This window comes from Klebsiella planticola ATCC 33531, assembly GCF_000735435.1.
GTDB classification, from domain to species: Bacteria; Pseudomonadota; Gammaproteobacteria; order Enterobacterales; family Enterobacteriaceae; genus Klebsiella; species Klebsiella planticola.
Window position 1 is genome coordinate 1 of sequence record NZ_JMPP01000027.1, and the last position, 17640, is coordinate 17640.

The 17640-nt window shown below is 36.2% G+C and carries 14 protein-coding genes and 1 pseudogene; all 15 read left to right on the forward strand.

What is annotated here, in order from left to right:
- Positions 1-900: glycosyltransferase family 2 protein (locus GRPL_RS13300; protein WP_050500296.1), on the forward strand; the 900-nt coding region annotated here is incomplete at its 5' end.
- 71 nt (positions 901-971) lie between these two features.
- Positions 972-2036, forward strand: a complete 1065-nt coding sequence (rffG, locus tag GRPL_RS13295) for a dTDP-glucose 4,6-dehydratase (protein ID WP_032699176.1) — start codon at positions 972-974, stop codon at positions 2034-2036.
- Positions 2037-2054: 18 nt separating this feature from the next.
- Positions 2055-2924: a glucose-1-phosphate thymidylyltransferase RfbA gene (gene rfbA, locus GRPL_RS13290; RefSeq protein WP_032699179.1), complete on the forward strand. Its 870-nt coding sequence runs from the start codon at positions 2055-2057 to the stop codon at positions 2922-2924.
- A 2-nt stretch (positions 2925-2926) separates the two neighbouring features.
- Entirely contained in the window at positions 2927-3463 is a 537-nt protein-coding gene (gene rfbC, locus GRPL_RS13285) for a dTDP-4-dehydrorhamnose 3,5-epimerase (protein ID WP_032699180.1), read from the forward strand.
- Positions 3460-4323: a dTDP-4-dehydrorhamnose reductase gene (rfbD, locus tag GRPL_RS13280; RefSeq protein ID WP_032699182.1), complete on the forward strand. Its 864-nt coding sequence runs from the start codon at positions 3460-3462 to the stop codon at positions 4321-4323. Before rfbC ends, rfbD begins: the two co-directional genes overlap by 4 nt.
- Before the next feature lie 26 nt (positions 4324-4349).
- Positions 4350-5225 carry a glycosyltransferase gene (locus tag GRPL_RS13275; protein WP_032699183.1) on the forward strand — a complete coding sequence of 292 codons (876 nt, stop codon included), beginning with the start codon at positions 4350-4352 and terminating at the stop codon, positions 5223-5225.
- Positions 5226-5240: 15 nt separating this feature from the next.
- Complete coding sequence (locus GRPL_RS13270) at positions 5241-6077, forward strand: glycosyltransferase family 2 protein (protein WP_032699185.1); 837 nt, start codon at positions 5241-5243, stop codon at positions 6075-6077.
- A 17-nt stretch (positions 6078-6094) separates the two neighbouring features.
- Entirely contained in the window at positions 6095-7255 is a 1161-nt protein-coding gene (locus GRPL_RS26830; protein WP_072010674.1) for an EpsG family protein, read from the forward strand.
- 37 nt (positions 7256-7292) lie between these two features.
- Positions 7293-8531, forward strand: a complete 1239-nt coding sequence (locus tag GRPL_RS13265) for a hypothetical protein (RefSeq protein WP_032699187.1) — start codon at positions 7293-7295, stop codon at positions 8529-8531.
- A 37-nt stretch (positions 8532-8568) separates the two neighbouring features.
- Positions 8569-9840, forward strand: coding sequence for a colanic acid biosynthesis pyruvyl transferase WcaK (gene wcaK / locus GRPL_RS13260; RefSeq protein WP_032699189.1), 1272 nt, complete (start codon positions 8569-8571; stop codon positions 9838-9840).
- Positions 9837-11063, forward strand: a complete 1227-nt coding sequence (locus tag GRPL_RS13255; RefSeq protein ID WP_032699190.1) for a glycosyltransferase — start codon at positions 9837-9839, stop codon at positions 11061-11063. The genes wcaK and GRPL_RS13255 overlap by 4 nt, the downstream gene beginning before the upstream one ends.
- Positions 11060-12387, forward strand: a pseudogene (locus GRPL_RS0125660) (oligosaccharide flippase family protein). The gene GRPL_RS13255 and the pseudogene GRPL_RS0125660 overlap by 4 nt, the downstream one beginning before the upstream one ends.
- 178 nt (positions 12388-12565) lie before the next feature.
- Positions 12566-13972, forward strand: a complete 1407-nt coding sequence (gene gnd, locus GRPL_RS13250; protein ID WP_032699191.1) for an NADP-dependent phosphogluconate dehydrogenase — start codon at positions 12566-12568, stop codon at positions 13970-13972.
- Between the two features lie 246 nt (positions 13973-14218).
- Positions 14219-15385, forward strand: a complete 1167-nt coding sequence (gene ugd / locus GRPL_RS13245) for a UDP-glucose 6-dehydrogenase (RefSeq protein ID WP_032699193.1) — start codon at positions 14219-14221, stop codon at positions 15383-15385.
- Positions 15386-15776: 391 nt separating this feature from the next.
- Positions 15777-17618, forward strand: coding sequence for an acyltransferase family protein (locus GRPL_RS13240; RefSeq protein WP_032699194.1), 1842 nt, complete (start codon positions 15777-15779; stop codon positions 17616-17618).
- Positions 17619-17640: the final 22 nt, after the last annotated feature.

Below are 17640 nucleotides of genomic sequence, written 5' to 3' on the forward strand. Positions count from 1 at the left end.
GTTGCAATACCTACTTATAACGGTGGGGAAATATGGAAAACTGTTGTAGAAAATATAAAGAAATATGCCCCTGCTGATTTGTTTGTACATGTAATTGACTCGACAAGTAAGGATGATACAGTTTCCGTTGCCGACAAGTCGGGTTTCGATGTGCTGACTATTGCTGGGAAAGACTTCAATCATGGGGGGACAAGAAATCAAGCGGTTGAAAAATATATTGATCTGTATGATATAGTGATTTTTTTGACCCAGGATGCTATTCCTCAACCTAATTTTATTGAGGAAATAATATCAGTATTTTCTGATACTAGCATTGCATGTGCCTATGGTCGACAGTTACCTCATACAGATGCTAATCCACTGGCACAACATGCGAGAAAATATAGCTATCCGGAAAAAGGGTATGTTTGTGGAAAAGATGACATTCCTCAGATGGGGCTTAAAACTGTATTTATGTCAAATTCATTTTCAGCATATAGGCTATCAACTTTCAAAGAGTTAGGCGGCTTCCCATCAAATACGATTCTTTGTGAAGATATGTTTTTCACAGCAAAGGCTGTCCTTTCTGGATATAAGGTAGCCTATGTTGCGAAAGCAGTAGTACAACATTCGCATAATTATACCCCATCTGAAGAGTTCAAACGTTATTTTGATATTGGTGTTTTTCACAAAGATGAGCCTTGGATTAGGGAAAATATGGGAGGTGCTGGAGGTGAAGGGAAAAGGTTTATACTGTCAGAGATAAAGTTTTTGCTTAAAAGAGCGCCTCATTGGTTACCAATATCATGTATAAATAACTTTATGAAAATTCTTGGATATAAGTTGGGGCAACAATATGAAAAACTACCTAAAAAAATGATTAAATCCTTTAGCATGCATAAGCGCTATTGGGATTTCTGATCTTAAACTTAGTTCTAAGTATTAATATGATAGTCATTTTATTTATTGGTTAAAGGATGTAAGAGGATAACATGAAAATAATTGTCACTGGCGGTGCTGGGTTTATTGGGTCAGCTGTAGTACGTCATATTATTAAAGATACTAAAGACGAAGTCGTTGTTGTAGACAACCTTACATATGCGGGTAATCTTGAGTCGTTGAAAGAAGTTACTGACAATGCTCGCTTTAAATTTGAACATGTGAATATCTGCGACAGGGCCGAATTAGACCGTGTTTTCAGTGAACAGCAACCAGATGCTGTAATGCACCTGGCTGCAGAAAGTCACGTAGATCGCTCTATCGATGGCCCAGCAGAGTTTATCGAAACCAATATCATTGGCACTTATACGATGCTTGAGGCCTCGCGTTCTTACTGGAATCAGTTAGATGAGAAAAGAAAGCAAAATTTCCGTTTTCACCATATCTCGACTGATGAAGTTTATGGGGACCTTCACGGAACGGATGACCTATTCACTGAGACAACTCCTTATGCTCCGAGTAGCCCATATTCTGCATCCAAAGCTTCAAGTGACCATTTAGTTCGGGCATGGCATCGAACCTATGGGCTTCCAACAATAGTGACGAATTGCTCTAATAATTATGGGCCGTATCATTTTCCGGAAAAATTAATACCGTTGATCATTTTGAATGCATTGGATGGTAAACCTCTTCCAGTGTACGGTGATGGTGGACAGATTCGCGATTGGCTATATGTTGAGGATCATGCCCGTGCATTGTATAAAGTCGTTACAGAAGGACAAGTTGCAGAAACCTACAATATTGGCGGTCATAACGAACGTAAAAATATTGATGTCGTGATGACTATATGCCAGTTGCTTGAAGAGCTTGTTCCTGTTAAGCCTGCTGGTGTTGCACAATATACTGACCTTATTAAATATGTTACAGATCGTCCCGGCCATGATATGCGCTACGCGATTGATGCTGATAAGATCTATAGAGAACTCGGATGGAAACCACTGGAAACTTTTGAAAGTGGAATTCGTAAAACAGTTGAATGGTATCTGGCTAATGAAGTGTGGTGGAGCCGTGTAAAAGATGGTTCATATGCTGGTGAGCGCTTAGGCCTGTCTCGTTAATTAATCAAGGAATAGAAAATGAAAGGTATTGTTCTTGCAGGTGGTTCTGGCACTCGTCTTTATCCTATTACTAAAGGGACTTCTAAACAACTTTTGCCAATTTATGATAAACCAATGGTTTATTATCCAATCTCAGTTCTTATGCTTGCTGGTATACGAGATATATTAGTTATTTCGACTCCAGATGATATGCCTGGATTTAAACGTTTGCTCGGTGATGGCAGCCAGTTTGGCGTTAAATTTAGCTATGCCATTCAACCAAGCCCGGATGGGCTTGCTCAGGCCTTCCTGATTGGAGAAGAGTTTATTAACGGAGATAGTTGCGCATTGGTCTTGGGTGACAATATTTACTTTGGCGAAAGCTTTGGACGCAAGTTAGAAGCTGTTGTACAGCGTACTGATGGAGCAACTGTTTTTGGCTACCAGGTAATGGACCCGGAGCGATTCGGCGTTGTTGAATTTGATGAAAACAATCGTGCGGTATCACTTGAAGAAAAACCGTCTGAGCCTAAATCCAATTGGGCAGTTACAGGACTATATTTCTATGACAAGAATGTTGTGGAAATGGCAAAGAAAGTTAAACCATCTGCCAGAGGTGAGTTAGAGATTACTACATTAAATGAAATGTACCTTGAGCATGGCAATTTACATGTTGAAAAACTCGGTCGCGGATTTGCCTGGCTAGATACCGGTACTCATGAGAGTTTATTAGAAGCATCTCAGTTTATCCATACTATTGAACAGCGCCAGGGCTTCAAAGTGGCTTGCCTTGAAGAGATTGCTTATCGAAAAGGGTGGCTCTCAAAAGATGAAGTATTAGCACAAGCTAAAGTACTTTCAAAAACTCAATATGGACAATACCTTCAAATGTTGGTAGAGGAGAAATAATAATGCAGATTATTGATACTAAAATTGCTGATGTCAAGATTATACAACCAAACGTCTTCGGTGATGCTCGAGGTTTCTTCGTAGAGACTTATGAAAAAAAACGCTATCAAGAAATGTTGAATATTGATTTGGACTTTGTTCAGGATAATCACTCCCGATCAGCTAAAGGTGTTCTTCGTGGATTACACTTTCAAACACAACATGCGCAAGGAAAATTAGTCCGGGTTGTGCGCGGTGAGGTCTTCGATGTAGCAGTCGATATTAGACCTGAGTCGCCAACATTTGGGAAATGGGAAGGAGTAATCCTTTCAGAAGAAAATAAAACTCAGTTCTGGATACCCCCTGGTTTAGCTCATGGCTTTGTTGTTCTTTCCGACATTGCTGATTTTGAGTATAAGTGTACCGATTATTATAATCCTGGGTTCGAGGGGTGTGTTATTTGGAATGATGCTGATATCGGTATAGATTGGCCTGAGAAATCTCCTCTGCTTTCAGAAAAAGATAAGAATGGAAAAACATTAAAGGAGCTATTTGCATGAAGGTATTATTAACCGGAGCAAAAGGACAGCTTGGGAACTGTTTTATCGATAGAATGCCAAAAGAATGGCAAGTAATAGCAACTGATTCTAATGACCTTGATATAACAAATGAAAGTCAGGTTACTGAGTTTGTTGAAGAAATGAGACCTGATGTTATCGTTAATGCTGCGGCTTATACTGCAGTAGACAAAGCTGAAGAGCAAATCAATATAGCCAGACTCGTAAATACGAATGGACCTATGTATTTAGCAGCTGCAGCTAAGGCATTTAAGGCACGTTTTGTTCATGTTTCAACTGATTATGTTTTTGATGGCACACAGGCTACGCCCTATACTGAGGATGATTTGCCAAATCCATTAGGAGTTTATGGAAGAACTAAACTGGATGGTGAGGTGGCTGTATCTGAAGTGTATCCGGATGCTATAATAATACGTACAGCGTGGGTATTCAGTGAGTATGGTAATAATTTTCTTAAAACGATGCTGCGCTTAGCTTCAGAGCGAGAGCAAATCGGTGTTGTTGATGACCAGTATGGTTGCCCAACATACGCAGGCGATATAGCAACTGCAATAATACAGTTATTAATTGTACGAGCCCCTGGAGGGATTTATCATTTTTGTGGCGATGAGGAAATGAGTTGGAGGGAGTTTGCCGAACAAATTATTATTGAGCTTAATAAAGAAAATAAAATTAAAAATATGCCCGTAATAAATAGACTAACAACTGAACAGTATCCAACTTTAGCCAAGAGACCTAAGTATTCAACTTTAGATTGTAAAAAAATAAATGGATATGATATTAAGCCCTCAAACTTTAATGTTAATGTTAGTAAAGTTATAAATTCTATATATCAAGATTAGTTTACTGAACAATTGGACTTAAAAATATGAATCCTGAGAGTTGTAGAGTTCCTAAAGTCAGTGTCTATATATCAACGCATAATAGGCTAGATAGATTAAAAAGGGCAATACAATCGGTATTATTGCAAGATTATGAGAATATCGAATTATTAGTATGTGATGATGCATCACAGGATGGAACACAAGAATATATGAACTCACTATGCAGTGAGGATAAGCGTGTTCTCTATTTCAGGAATGAGGTTAACAAAGGTGCTTGTGTTACAAGAAATTTAGGAATATTTAATGCTACTGGACAATTTATCACTGGCTTAGATGATGATGATGTGTTTACCACGGATAGGATTAAGATATTTGTAGATAATTGGGATGATAAATATTCATTTCTTTGTTGTAATTTTTATGATTGTTACAGCAATGGAGTAAAAAAACTGCATTATCGAAACATAAATGAAAATATTCACCTGACTTATAAAGATATACTCTTTGACAATTTAGCATCAAATCAAGTATTCACCCTAACTGAAAGAATGAAAAAGATCGGTGGTTTTGATGCTAGAGTCAAGAGGTTACAAGATTGGGATACATGGTTAAGATTAGGCTATAGTTTTGGTACATTTAAAATATTACCAAAAGCAACTTATATTATGTATCATGATCATCAGCAAGATGAAAAAAGAGTCTCGAAAGCATATCCATTATCCTCGGCATTAAATGAATTGAGAGAGCGTAATGCTGAATTATACAGTATAGAAGAAACAAAATTCATCGACTATTTAGTATTGTTAGAAAGTAAAAAAGCTAAAATGGTGGATAGTATTATATGGAGCGTAAAAAGGAAAAAACCTAAATATATACTTAAATATATTGAACAGTTTTTCTCAAAGAATGTTCACAGATGAAAATTGAGGTTTTTAATGTCTATGGAATGCAAAATTATCATTGTTACCCACAATAGCCAAAAGCATATACAATGGTGTATTGATGGATTAGAATCATCTAAATTGAAACTCAATATAAAAATCGTAGATTCAGGATCTAATAATCCTGCTTATCTCGATTCTTTGTCTTCTAAACATCAGTTAGAAGTATTCAAAGAAGATAATATTGGTTTTGTTAAGGGAAATAATAGGATCTTACATAAAATAAAGGATGATGACTGGATACTATTACTTAACCCGGATGCTCGCGTAGAAGGTGAAGTCTTAGACAAGTTAATCTCTTTGGCGAATGAAATAAAATATAATAATGTCGGCATATTTTCTGTACCTTTGATTCGGTTTTCAATTGATGAGATGAAATCACTATCTGTTTTTGACTCATTAGGAATAAAATCAAGTCTATATGGAAAATGGTTCGATGTAGGTTCAGGTGAACCAGTTAGACAGCTACCTAATGAACCTACTGATATATCTGCTGTATGCGGAGCTTTTATGCTAATTAGAGGGAATGCACTTAACGTATGCCTTGATAAATCAAATAAAAAAGGGTTTGAGGGAAGTTATTTCATGTACAAGGAAGATATTGAGCTATGTTTAAGGTTTAGAAAAAATAAATGGAAGGTTATGATGGTGAACCATTTGAGCGCTTACCATTGTAGAGGTTGGAATAAATCCCGTAAAGATATTGCTTTTTGGGCAAAATATCACTCTGCCTTGAATGATCTTGATCTTGCGATCAGATATAGAATAATTAATTTGCCTTATGCAATGAGCAAATATTTATGGGTAAATATTGTAGAGCGTTTTAATTAAATGTTGATGGGTATTATATGCCTCATTTTTTAGATAACGAATTGATGCTGTTATATCTTCTTTGCTCAATAATAACATTATTTTTGGCATCATTAAGTATTATTACGAGAAGTAAAAAATTAGACAATTTCACATTAATTCTTAGTTTTGTTTTAATTACTCTTTTTTATGGACTCCGTTATCCTGGGACTACAGATACTAAAATGTATCTTAGTGAGTTTGATAGTTTATCAAACTTGGATTCATTCTCATGGGGATGGGGGTTTTATGCTTTGATGAAATTTATCGCTATATTTGGTAAGTCTCATCAGTTATATATTTTTGCATCGTCTTTATTTCTTACTTTCTGTCTTTTAATCTTCGTGATATATACCTTCAAAGGAAAGAACTATAAATCCTTACTAATAATTGCATGTTTTTATAGCTGGGATGTCTTAGAGCTATCAACTAATGCCTATAGGCAAGGAGTCTCATCGATACTTGCGGGCATTGCTTGTGTCTTATTGTATAGGAAACATTATATTTGGGCATCACTAATATTCTATATAGCACTATCATTTCACTGGGGGGCAATAGTTGTTGTTTTAGTATGTGTTCTTTCATATTTTTTCATGAATACAATAATGACTATCTATGCAGCCCGAATTGCACTAGTAATGTTTGTAATAGCGATAGTCGTAAAGATTGATATTATGGGGTTACTATACGAACATGTTTCTGCATTAAGTTTTTTGTTTAGTGGGGTGAATTTATCATCCAAAGCAGATGCTTATTTAGCAGGAGGTGTCGATGGCGCAAATTTTTATGATTTTAATGTCCCTAGACGTGTTTATAATATATTAACAACATTGATACCATTGATTCTCTTAGTTTGTTTTACCGTCAAAAAAGAAAATAGGAATTATATTTTTTCAGATGATAATTCAAGATGTATTCTGTCACTTTTCTCCATGCTAAGTATTTATGGTGTACTTTTAATATCAATGACATGGTTCATGCGTAATTTTTATTGGAATACATTCTTCTCTTGCGCGATATACCCACTACTTCTTCATTTTGTTCAAGAGAAATCACCCAAGAAACTTACCAAATATTGTATTGCTTTATCTGTTTTCTTGTTATTATTTTCCTGCATTACCATGTGGCGAACCCCTTCAATATTTATATCGTATCCATAACCAATTGCTATAGGTGAAACTATTTGGAGAGTCAATTATGGAAAGTACCCATAAATTAATAGCTTTAATTTTTCTTTGTATTCCCGTTATTGGTTCTTCTCAAGAGATAAACTTTAATTATTTAGGAAAACCAACAACAAAAAATGACGGATACTCACCTATGTATCTTAAAGGGATCTACGCGGCAAAAAATACATATGGTATGAGGCAAAGTGCTGTAGTAGCCTCATTTAAAGCTAATTCTGATAATCCCTTTAATTTCCCTGTGTTAGGGATCAATTCTTTATATGGTTTAACGCAGTATGTTGATAGGGATTCTGTAGCACTATATGCTGATAATACAGCCCCAGACTATAAACCCTGGGAAGTCATTACTAATGCTCATATTACTCCAACTTCTATTGTTTCTGAATCGATTGATTATACGAAAATCCTCCCTGGTATGATTATAGAGACCAAAGATAGTCCCAAGTGGACGACATATGTCATATCTGTTGCTAAAGGAAAAATTGTTACCAGTGGTTGGGTGAATATGGAAACAAAACATATGGGGGTTCCTAAGAGTAATATATTATTAGTTAATCCAATAACTAAAATATGGGCTACAAATTATAATATTACACTACCTAGTGATTCTAGAGCTATCAAAGGGGTAGTACAAGAAAATGGAGTAGTAAACAATAAAACAAAATCAGGAATTGTAAATGGAGTTGATACAGTTATTCTTCCGTATTCGAAATTTGGAGGGGCTTCAGCATATATAGCTAGAGCAGCCAATACTGGATTTAATCAGCAGTGGAATTATGGATTCTTATCTCTTGGCAACAAATATTCATTCATAAGTAAGAATACACCGGCTAATCATGTGCAAGTAAGTTTCCTCGATATTTCCGATTCCGAAGTTGGCATGCAGTTTTCTGGTAGCAATAAAAGACACTCACTTGAATGGAAGAGTGGTGATGTGATTACAGCCGCGATTTCACCATCAGGACAGATAGCAAAAATAAATTATAAGACATTATTAGTAAAGGGAAATTATCATTTAAATGATGAATATGCAAGATATATATTTACTGCTCGAGATGATATAACTGTATCTTTGCCTGATGAAGATAATTTAATCGATGGTTTTACTTTGAAGTTATCCTCCTTAGGCGATGGTAAGCATACCATAAATCTCAAATCCAAATTAGAAATAATTGGTGGGGAAAAGTTTAATAATAGCAATTGGAATAAAGATCTGATTTTTATCGATAATAAATGGGTTATTGTGTAATTTTCAAATTTGACAGGGTTTTTGTTGAGGGATACTTATGAAATTATTACTTGTTGGGAATCATACTTGCGGCAATCGTGGTGATGCAGCTATTCTTCGTGGCTTACTTAATTGTCTGAGGAGCATTGACGAAAATATCGAGATTGATACAATTAGCCGGTATTCTATTAGCTCAGCTTTTTTATTAAATGAAAAAATAAAACAAGACACTCTTTTTTTAAAAGGCAATAGAAATAGTTCAGGAATATATTCAAAGGTAAAGAATAAAATCAATAATTTAATTTTACCACGAATTTTACTGGCACATTGTGAAAAAAAAGGTTTTTTGCAATATATTAAATTACCGAGTTATATTTGTGATTTTGTTCGCAATATCGATGATTATGATGCTGTTATCCAGGTAGGCGGCTCTTTTTTTGTAGATTTATATGGGGCTGCTCAGTTTGAACATATATTCTGTACTCTCATGGCAAAAAAACCTATTTATCTTATTGGGCATAGCGTCGGCCCATTTGAAAATAGAAACTTCAACAAAGTTGCTAAATATGCATTTTCAAGAGTTAATGAGTTAATTCTCAGGGAAGATGTTAGCAAGCAAATCCTTATCAAAGATGGTTTTGATATGAGTAATGTATCAATGGGTATCGATACTGCTTTCTTAGTTGATGTTGCTGAGGCTCAATATAGTAAGAATTATATTACTGAACATTGGTCATACGTGATTGATGAAAATAAAACTGTTGCATTAACTGTGCGTAAGTTAGCACCATTTGATAAGCGCTTGGGAGTAACACAAGAGCAATATGAATTCGCAGTTTCTAGTGTTATTGAACATATTATTAGTTTAGGTTATCAAGTTGTTATTTTTTCAACGTGCACCGGTATTGAAAGCTACAATAATGATGACCGTATGATTGCTCTATCCATTCAGAATAAAGTTAAAAGTAATGGTAGCTGCCATGTTGTTATGGATGAAATTAATGATGTGCAATTAGGGTTTCTTTTGAGTAAGTGTGTTTTTACAATTGGTACCCGATTGCATTCTGCAATTATTTCCATGAATTTTGGCACTCCTGCTATCGCTATTAATTACGAACACAAGTCTAAAGGTATTATGAACTCTTTAGAGTTTGACTCCTTAGCAATAAGCGTTAAGGATTTGTTTACTGATGAAATTACAAATAAAATTAATTATCTGCATTCAAATCATGATGAAGTTAGAAATAAATTAAAAGTGAAAATAGAAGAAGTAAAGGGAAATGGTAAAAAACTGATAGGCGATCTAATTAAAAAAATTGGTGAAAAATGAAAATATTATTCTTTTGCATTAGGTTCCCACTTGCTTCAGAGACATTTGTTCTAAATCAGGTCGTTTCATTTATAAAAATGGGATATGAGGTTAGTATTCTTTCTGTTTATCCCGGTGATCTTGATAAACTACATAGCGATTATATTAATTATGATATTGCAAATAAAGTATCATATATATTTGAAAAAGATTTATCCAGTAAAAATAAATTTTATCAATTAGGTTATCGAGCTTTATATTCATTGAACGCTCTAATTCGTGGTGGCTTTTCGGCGTTTAATGCAAAAAGTTTTAGTTTCTTAACATATTCGCTCCTACTTCCTTCTCTAGTTGGACGTATTAACAAAAAAATTGAAAGTGATGTGATCATTTCACATTTTGGACCTTGTGGTGTATTAGCTAATAGTTTAAGGCATTGTGGTATTTTAACCGGTAAAATAGTTACTGTTTTTCATGGTTATGATTTATCGGCGACGAGTCTTTTAAATAGATATTCCTCTTCTTACAGGCAATTATTTATCGATGGCGAACATTTTTTGCCAGTTAGCCTAACATGGAAGAATAAGTTAATAGAAATGGGATGTGATAAAAGTAAGATTACTATTATCAGGATGGGGATTAAAGTTGACGATTTTAATTACTCACCGCGAACATTTGACAATAAATGTTTGAAAATAATATCTGTTTGTCGCTTGACGGAAAAGAAAGGTTTATCGTATGCAATTCAGGCCTGTGATATTTTAAATAAAGCTGGTTATAATTTTGAGTATACAATTGTTGGGTATGGCGATTTGTTGGAATCCTTGCAGATTTTAATAAACAGACTTAATCTTGAAAGTAAAATTAAAATTGTCGGTTTTCAGCCACAATCATCTGTCAAAACAATGTTAATGCATAGCGATGTATTTCTTTTACCGTCAATTACAGCTGATAATGGAGATATGGAGGGAATACCCGTTGCTTTAATGGAGGCAATGGCTATTGGTCTGCCTGTTATCTCCACATATCATAGTGGTATCCCCGAATTGATTGACAATGATGTTTCTGGTTGGCTATGTACTGAACGTAATTTTCATGAGATAGCTGAAATTTTGATTAGCATTGTTAAAAGAGAACGTAATTTGAAATTTATTGAAGATAATGCTAGAAGTAAAATCGAGACGTCATTTAATCAAGTAAGAGAATATGAGAAAATGGCTGAATTACTGGAGCATATCAGATGAGTGGGTTGAGAAAGCAAGCTGCATGGTTGTTGTTTTCTAATCTATTTTCAGCAGGTTTGCAGATTATTCAAATTAGTATACTAGCCCGTCATTTAGAATTACATGAATTAGGGTTGCTAGCGATCGTTAACTCAATTCTTATGATAGCTATGATTTTACAAGATATGGGAATGAGTAGCTACATTGTACATAGGCAAGATCTTAGCAGAAGAGAGCAAAGTACAATATATTGGGTAAATTTTGCTTTGAGTCTTTTAGCTGGCTTAATTGTGTTAATGTCGGCATGGCCACTATCTAAATTTTACCAGATGGATAATTTGCAGCCACTCATATTACTCACTAGTATAAATTTTATTTTTTAGGTTCACTGTCTCAATATCAGGCCCATTTTATAAAAGCGAAGAAAATGATTTCTCTATCAAAAATAGAGATGTCCGCTAAAACAATCTCATTTGCATGTGTAATACTGGCCATATTTTTTACTGATTTAAGAACTTCTGCTGTTGTCCTTGGTCTTATTGTTAACGCTGTTCTACGGTTGTTATTCATGTCATTTTTTGGTGAGAAAGAATGGAGGCCCCAGTTTGTCTTTGAAAAAAGTATTTGTAAAAATGTTTTTCAATATGGGATTTATCAGTTAGGCTCTCAAATAATTAACCAATTAAGAACTCAACTAGATGTTATTATAATTGGCAAGGTTCTTGGGAGTGAGTCTTTAGGGCTCTATTCCCTTGCTAAAGATCTAATTATGCAGCCATTGAAATTAATATCGCCTGTTATTAATAGATTGGCTTTGCCACGATTCGCCGAGGCTCAGAATGATAGTAAGGCTCTAAGTTCTGTATATTTAAAGGGGACTTTTGTTATTGTTTCCCTCAGCGCATTAACATTCTTATTTATTTATATTTTCTCCCCTGTGATTATTTCTGTTTTATATGGTGAGCAAAGAATTTCAATTATGAATTTGCTTCCCTTCATGCTTCTCTTTGGAATGTTACGACCTATGGGGGGGTTAACAGGTGCGATCGCACAAGCTAATGGTAAAACTAATATTGAATTTTATTGGAATATAATTGCAGGGTTGGTCGTTGTATGCATGTCAACAACAATCTTACTTTATTCTTCTTTATGGTATGTGTCGCTGGTTCTATCTATTTCTCAGGTGCTAATTACTTTTTTAGTATATCCTTTCTTTGTAAAACCTATCGTCAGTGTTAAACTTTATTCTTACATGTTAAATTGGTTTCCTATAGCGATTTTGTTTTCTTTCTTAATATGGGGGGTCTATGAATTTAACTTGTTTGTGTTTCCATTTTGGAAATGAAAACTATATGAAAGTTTATTATTATAAAACGTGCTTAGGGATATTTCATATTCTTTAATAGCAACTTTTATATGAAAATAAAAATTTACGCTATGCGGCTTACTAGCTTTGAGCTAACATAATCTACATCTTTAAGCTGCGAGATTGTCGCAGTGACCACACCAGACAGGAGTATGTAATGTCCAAGCAACAGATCGGGGTTGTCGGTATGGCAGTGATGGGGCGCAACCTTGCGCTCAACATCGAAAGTCGTGGTTATACCGTCTCTGTTTTCAACCGCTCCCGTGAAAAGACCGAAGAAGTGATTGCCGAAAATCCAGGCAAGAAACTGGTCCCACATTATACCGTTAAAGAGTTTGTTGAATCCCTCGAAACTCCACGCCGCATCCTGTTGATGGTGAAAGCAGGCGCTGGCACTGATAGTGCGATTGATTCTCTTAAACCGTATCTGAACAAAGGCGACATCATCATTGATGGTGGTAACACCTTCTTCCAGGACACTATCCGTCGTAATCGTGAGCTGTCTGCGGAAGGTTTTAACTTCATTGGTACCGGTGTTTCTGGTGGGGAAGAGGGCGCACTGAAAGGCCCTTCAATCATGCCTGGTGGGCAGAAAGAGGCTTATGAACTGGTAGCGCCAATTCTTGAGCAGATCGCAGCTCGTGCGGAAGACGGTGAACCTTGTGTCGCCTATATTGGTGCTGATGGTGCGGGTCACTATGTTAAAATGGTACACAACGGTATCGAATATGGCGACATGCAGCTGATTGCCGAAGCCTATGCTTTATTGAAAGGTGGTCTGGCACTTTCTAATGAAGAGCTGGCAACAACCTTTACCAAGTGGAACGAAGGCGAGCTCAGCAGCTATCTGATTGATATCACCAAAGACATCTTCACTAAAAAAGATGAAGAAGGTAAATACCTTGTTGATGTGATTCTTGATGAAGCTGCCAACAAAGGTACAGGTAAATGGACCAGCCAGAGTTCACTGGATCTGGGTGAACCGCTGTCCCTGATTACCGAGTCAGTCTTCGCTCGTTATATTTCTTCTCTGAAAGATCAGCGCGTTGCTGCGTCTAAAGTCCTGACGGGACCAAAAGCTCAACCAGCTGGTGATAAGGCTGAGTTTGTAGAGAAAGTTCGTCGCGCTTTATATCTTGGCAAGATTGTTTCTTATGCTCAAGGCTTCTCCCAGCTGCGTGCTGCGTCGAATGAATACAACTGGGATCTGAACTACGGTGAGATTGCCAAAATCTTCCGTGCGGGTTGCATCATCCGTGCTCAGTTCCTGCAGAAAATCACTGATGCTTACGAGCAGAATGCGGGTATCGCCAACTTGTTGCTGGCGCCGTACTTCAAGCAGATTGCTGATGAATATCAGCAGGCGCTGCGTGATGTCGTGGCTTACGCTGTTCAGAATGGCATCCCGGTTCCGACATTCTCTGCTGCCATTGCCTACTACGACAGCTATCGTTCTGCAGTGCTGCCGGCTAACCTGATTCAGGCTCAGCGCGACTATTTCGGCGCACATACTTATAAGCGCACTGATAAAGATGGTGTATTCCATACCGAGTGGATGGAATAATCGTTTGTGGTCAAAGGTAATCAAATCCCGGTTATAAAATAACCGGGATTTTTCTATAAATATTTCCCAATTCGAATACGTTCTGTTAAGAATGTTTGACCTCATATTAGAGTTCTGCTGCTTGCTTTCGACCATTCCTGGTCTGTTTCTTGACATGTACCAGGACAGAGAGTAGAACCGCCAGAATTGTTGATTACAGGGTGGCTACTATGCCGCTGTCCAGTTAACTGATTAAAGTGTGATCGAATGAAAATTACTATTTCCGGTACCGGTTATGTTGGTTTATCGAACGGCATCCTGATTGCGCAGAACCACGAAGTGGTTGCGCTGGATATCGTACAATCTAAAGTTGATATGCTTAACCAGAAGATGTCGCCGATTGTCGATAAAGAGATTCAGGAATATCTGGCTGAAAAAACGCTGAATTTTCGTGCGACAACTGACAAAGAAGATGCATATCGCAATGCTGACTATGTCATTATTGCCACACCGACTGACTACGATCCAAAAACTAACTACTTCAATACTTCAACGGTTGAAGCCGTTATTCGTGATGTCACTGAGATTAACCCCAACGCTGTCATGATCATCAAATCGACCATTCCGGTCGGTTTCACCCGTGATATCAAAGAGCGTCTGGGTATAGACAATGTCATTTTCTCCCCGGAATTTCTGCGTGAAGGCAGGGCGCTGTATGATAACCTGCATCCTTCTCGCATTGTCATCGGTGAACGTTCGGAGCGGGCAGAGCGTTTTGCCAATCTGCTGAAAGAAGGTGCTATCAAGCAGGATATCCCGACGCTGTTTACCGATTCGACCGAAGCGGAGGCAATCAAGCTGTTTGCCAATACCTACCTTGCTCTGCGTGTCGCCTATTTTAATGAGCTGGATAGCTATGCAGAAAGCCAGGGCCTCAACAGCAAGCAGATTATTGAAGGCGTGTGCCTGGATCCGCGGATCGGCAATCACTATAACAACCCGTCATTCGGTTACGGTGGATACTGCCTGCCGAAAGATACTAAACAGCTGCTGGCCAACTACGAATCGGTGCCAAACAATATCATTGGCGCTATTGTGGATGCTAACCGTACCCGTAAAGACTTTATTGCTGACTCTATCCTTGCGCGTAAACCGAAAGTGGTTGGGGTTTATCGTCTGATTATGAAGAGCGGCTCAGATAACTTCCGTGCCTCTTCTATCCAAGGGATTATGAAGCGCATTAAAGCTAAAGGTATCCCGGTTATTATTTACGAGCCGGTGATGCAAGAGGATGAGTTCTTTAATTCCCGAGTGGTTCGTGACCTGGGCGAGTTTAAAAAAGAAGCAGATGTTATTATATCGAACCGAATGGCTGACGAGCTTAGCGATGTTGCAGAAAAAATTTATACGCGAGATCTGTTCGGTAGTGATTAATCCATATCTCATTAGTACAATGAGAGGGGGTAACCCTTCTCATATTTTATTTGATCTATTAAATGGTTTAATGTTTTTATTTGTATGGCTGTTGCATGTTTTATTAAATAAAACAATATGAATGACGCAATTTAGTGTTTCGTCTATCTTTATATCAGTTAGTGTATATTAGTAAATTATGCACCATGATTACCACCATATTTTTATGCATTAATATATGTGCATCATTGATTATGACAATGGATTATCTCACTTTTTTATTATGAGAGTATCTAATATGCATGGATTTCTAGATGACATAATGATAGTAATGATAAAGATAATGTCTATCAGATACGACTTATAAATTATCATTTATTGTTTACTCATAAACTATCCCAAGGTTATTTAAATGTTTCGTCTTGATATTAATGGCTTACGTTTCATTGCAGTCACGATGGTTGTTCTTTTTCATTTTAAAATAGGATATTTTTATGGTGGCTATGCAGGGGTAGATGTATTTTTTGTCATATCAGGTTTTTTGATGAATGAAATTTGTAGAAATAAGCTTGGTTCAAAAGGTTGGATTTTAAATTTCTATGAAAAAAGATTTAAGAGAATTTATCCTGCTTTAGTCGCATGTGTGTTATTCTCGTTTGTACTTGCAATTATTTTTACTCCTCCTTCGATGTTACAGAGTTTGTTTTATCAGGTAGTTTCATCCCTATCATTTACATCTAATTTATATTACCTTAAAGCTACATCCAGTTACTTTACTGATTCTGCAGATAGTTTTATATTTTTACATACATGGTCTTTATCTGTAGAGTGGCAGTTTTATTTGTTTTTCCCGTTTATTCTACTAATGTCAAATTACCTCTCAAAGAAATGTGGTAAATATACAGTCTATTTATGCATAATACTGCTATCCTTGTGTTTTTGTGTTTTTTTAACTAGGTATAATCAAACTTATTCATTTTATTTGTTGCCAAGCCGAGCCTGGGAATTGATGATTGGGGCGATGGCATCATCACTTACTATAAAAAATAAATATCCCAGAACCACAGAAATAATTGCATTGATAGTTTTGATTGCATTTACTGCGATGATTAAAGAGAGTTTTAATTGGCCTGGTGTTGAGACTCTTATCCCGACCGTCGCTACAGCGCTACTTTTACATGCGAATGTAGGAAATGATAAAACCTTATTACGTGCAAAACCATTTCAAGTAGTTGGGTCATCTTCTTATTCTATATATTTATTTCATTGGCCAATAGTATCGTTATTTTATTTAAATGGCATTGAGTTTAATTTCTTTAGTCAATTGGTAGGGATATCCATTTCCTTCATTTTGGGTTATCTCTCATATAATTATATAGAAAAAAGATGTAAAACTAGAGTATATTCTCTGGCAGTATTTGCAATGTTAATTTCAGTAGTTGCATTTGTTGGTAGTAAATTTAGTGTTTCAAAATTTTGGATGTCTGACACGATATTGACTATGGATAAATTTCACACATACGGATCCAGTGATGAAGGAGTTTACCAGTTTGGTAATATGAATAGAGTCTGTTTTCTTACCAGTGGTTATAATAATGCCTCGCAATTTGATGAAGATAAATGCTTGGTAAAAAGCGAAGATAATGGAAAGCCTAGATTATTACTTATTGGTGATAGTCACGCTGCTGAATATTATGCTGCAGCGAAAGAACTATATAAAGACTACCAGATAATGCAAGTTACTTCCTCTGGTTGCATGCCTTTTATAAACTCACGTGGTGAAAAAAGATGCACTGATTTGATGAATAAGCTTTATGGGGAATATATTAAAGAGTACAAGATTGATACGGTTTTACTGTCTGCAAATTGGGTTGATGGAAAAAAATACTTCTCGCAAGCACAGATATCAGAGAATTTAATGAACGCTGTGAAGTTTCTTAGCAAATACTCTAAAAATATATATGTGTTGGGGCAAACTAAAGTATATGACACTCCATTTTACAGAATCGCACTTCTGGAATTTAATAATGTTAAAAAACATGAGTTAAAAGAGCCCGCAGAGTTGAATGCTGTTCTGATAAATAAAATGAACGCTCATAATATACACTACGTTGATTTATACAACTTCGGCTGTAGCGATAATAAGTGTTCTTATGTATCAAGTGAAAATTACCCTATAATGTTTGATAATAATCATTTTACTCTGCCTTGGTCGAGGGAGGTTTTATTAGGACTTCCACTAAAAACCAAGTGACATAATTATTTGTGATTGATTA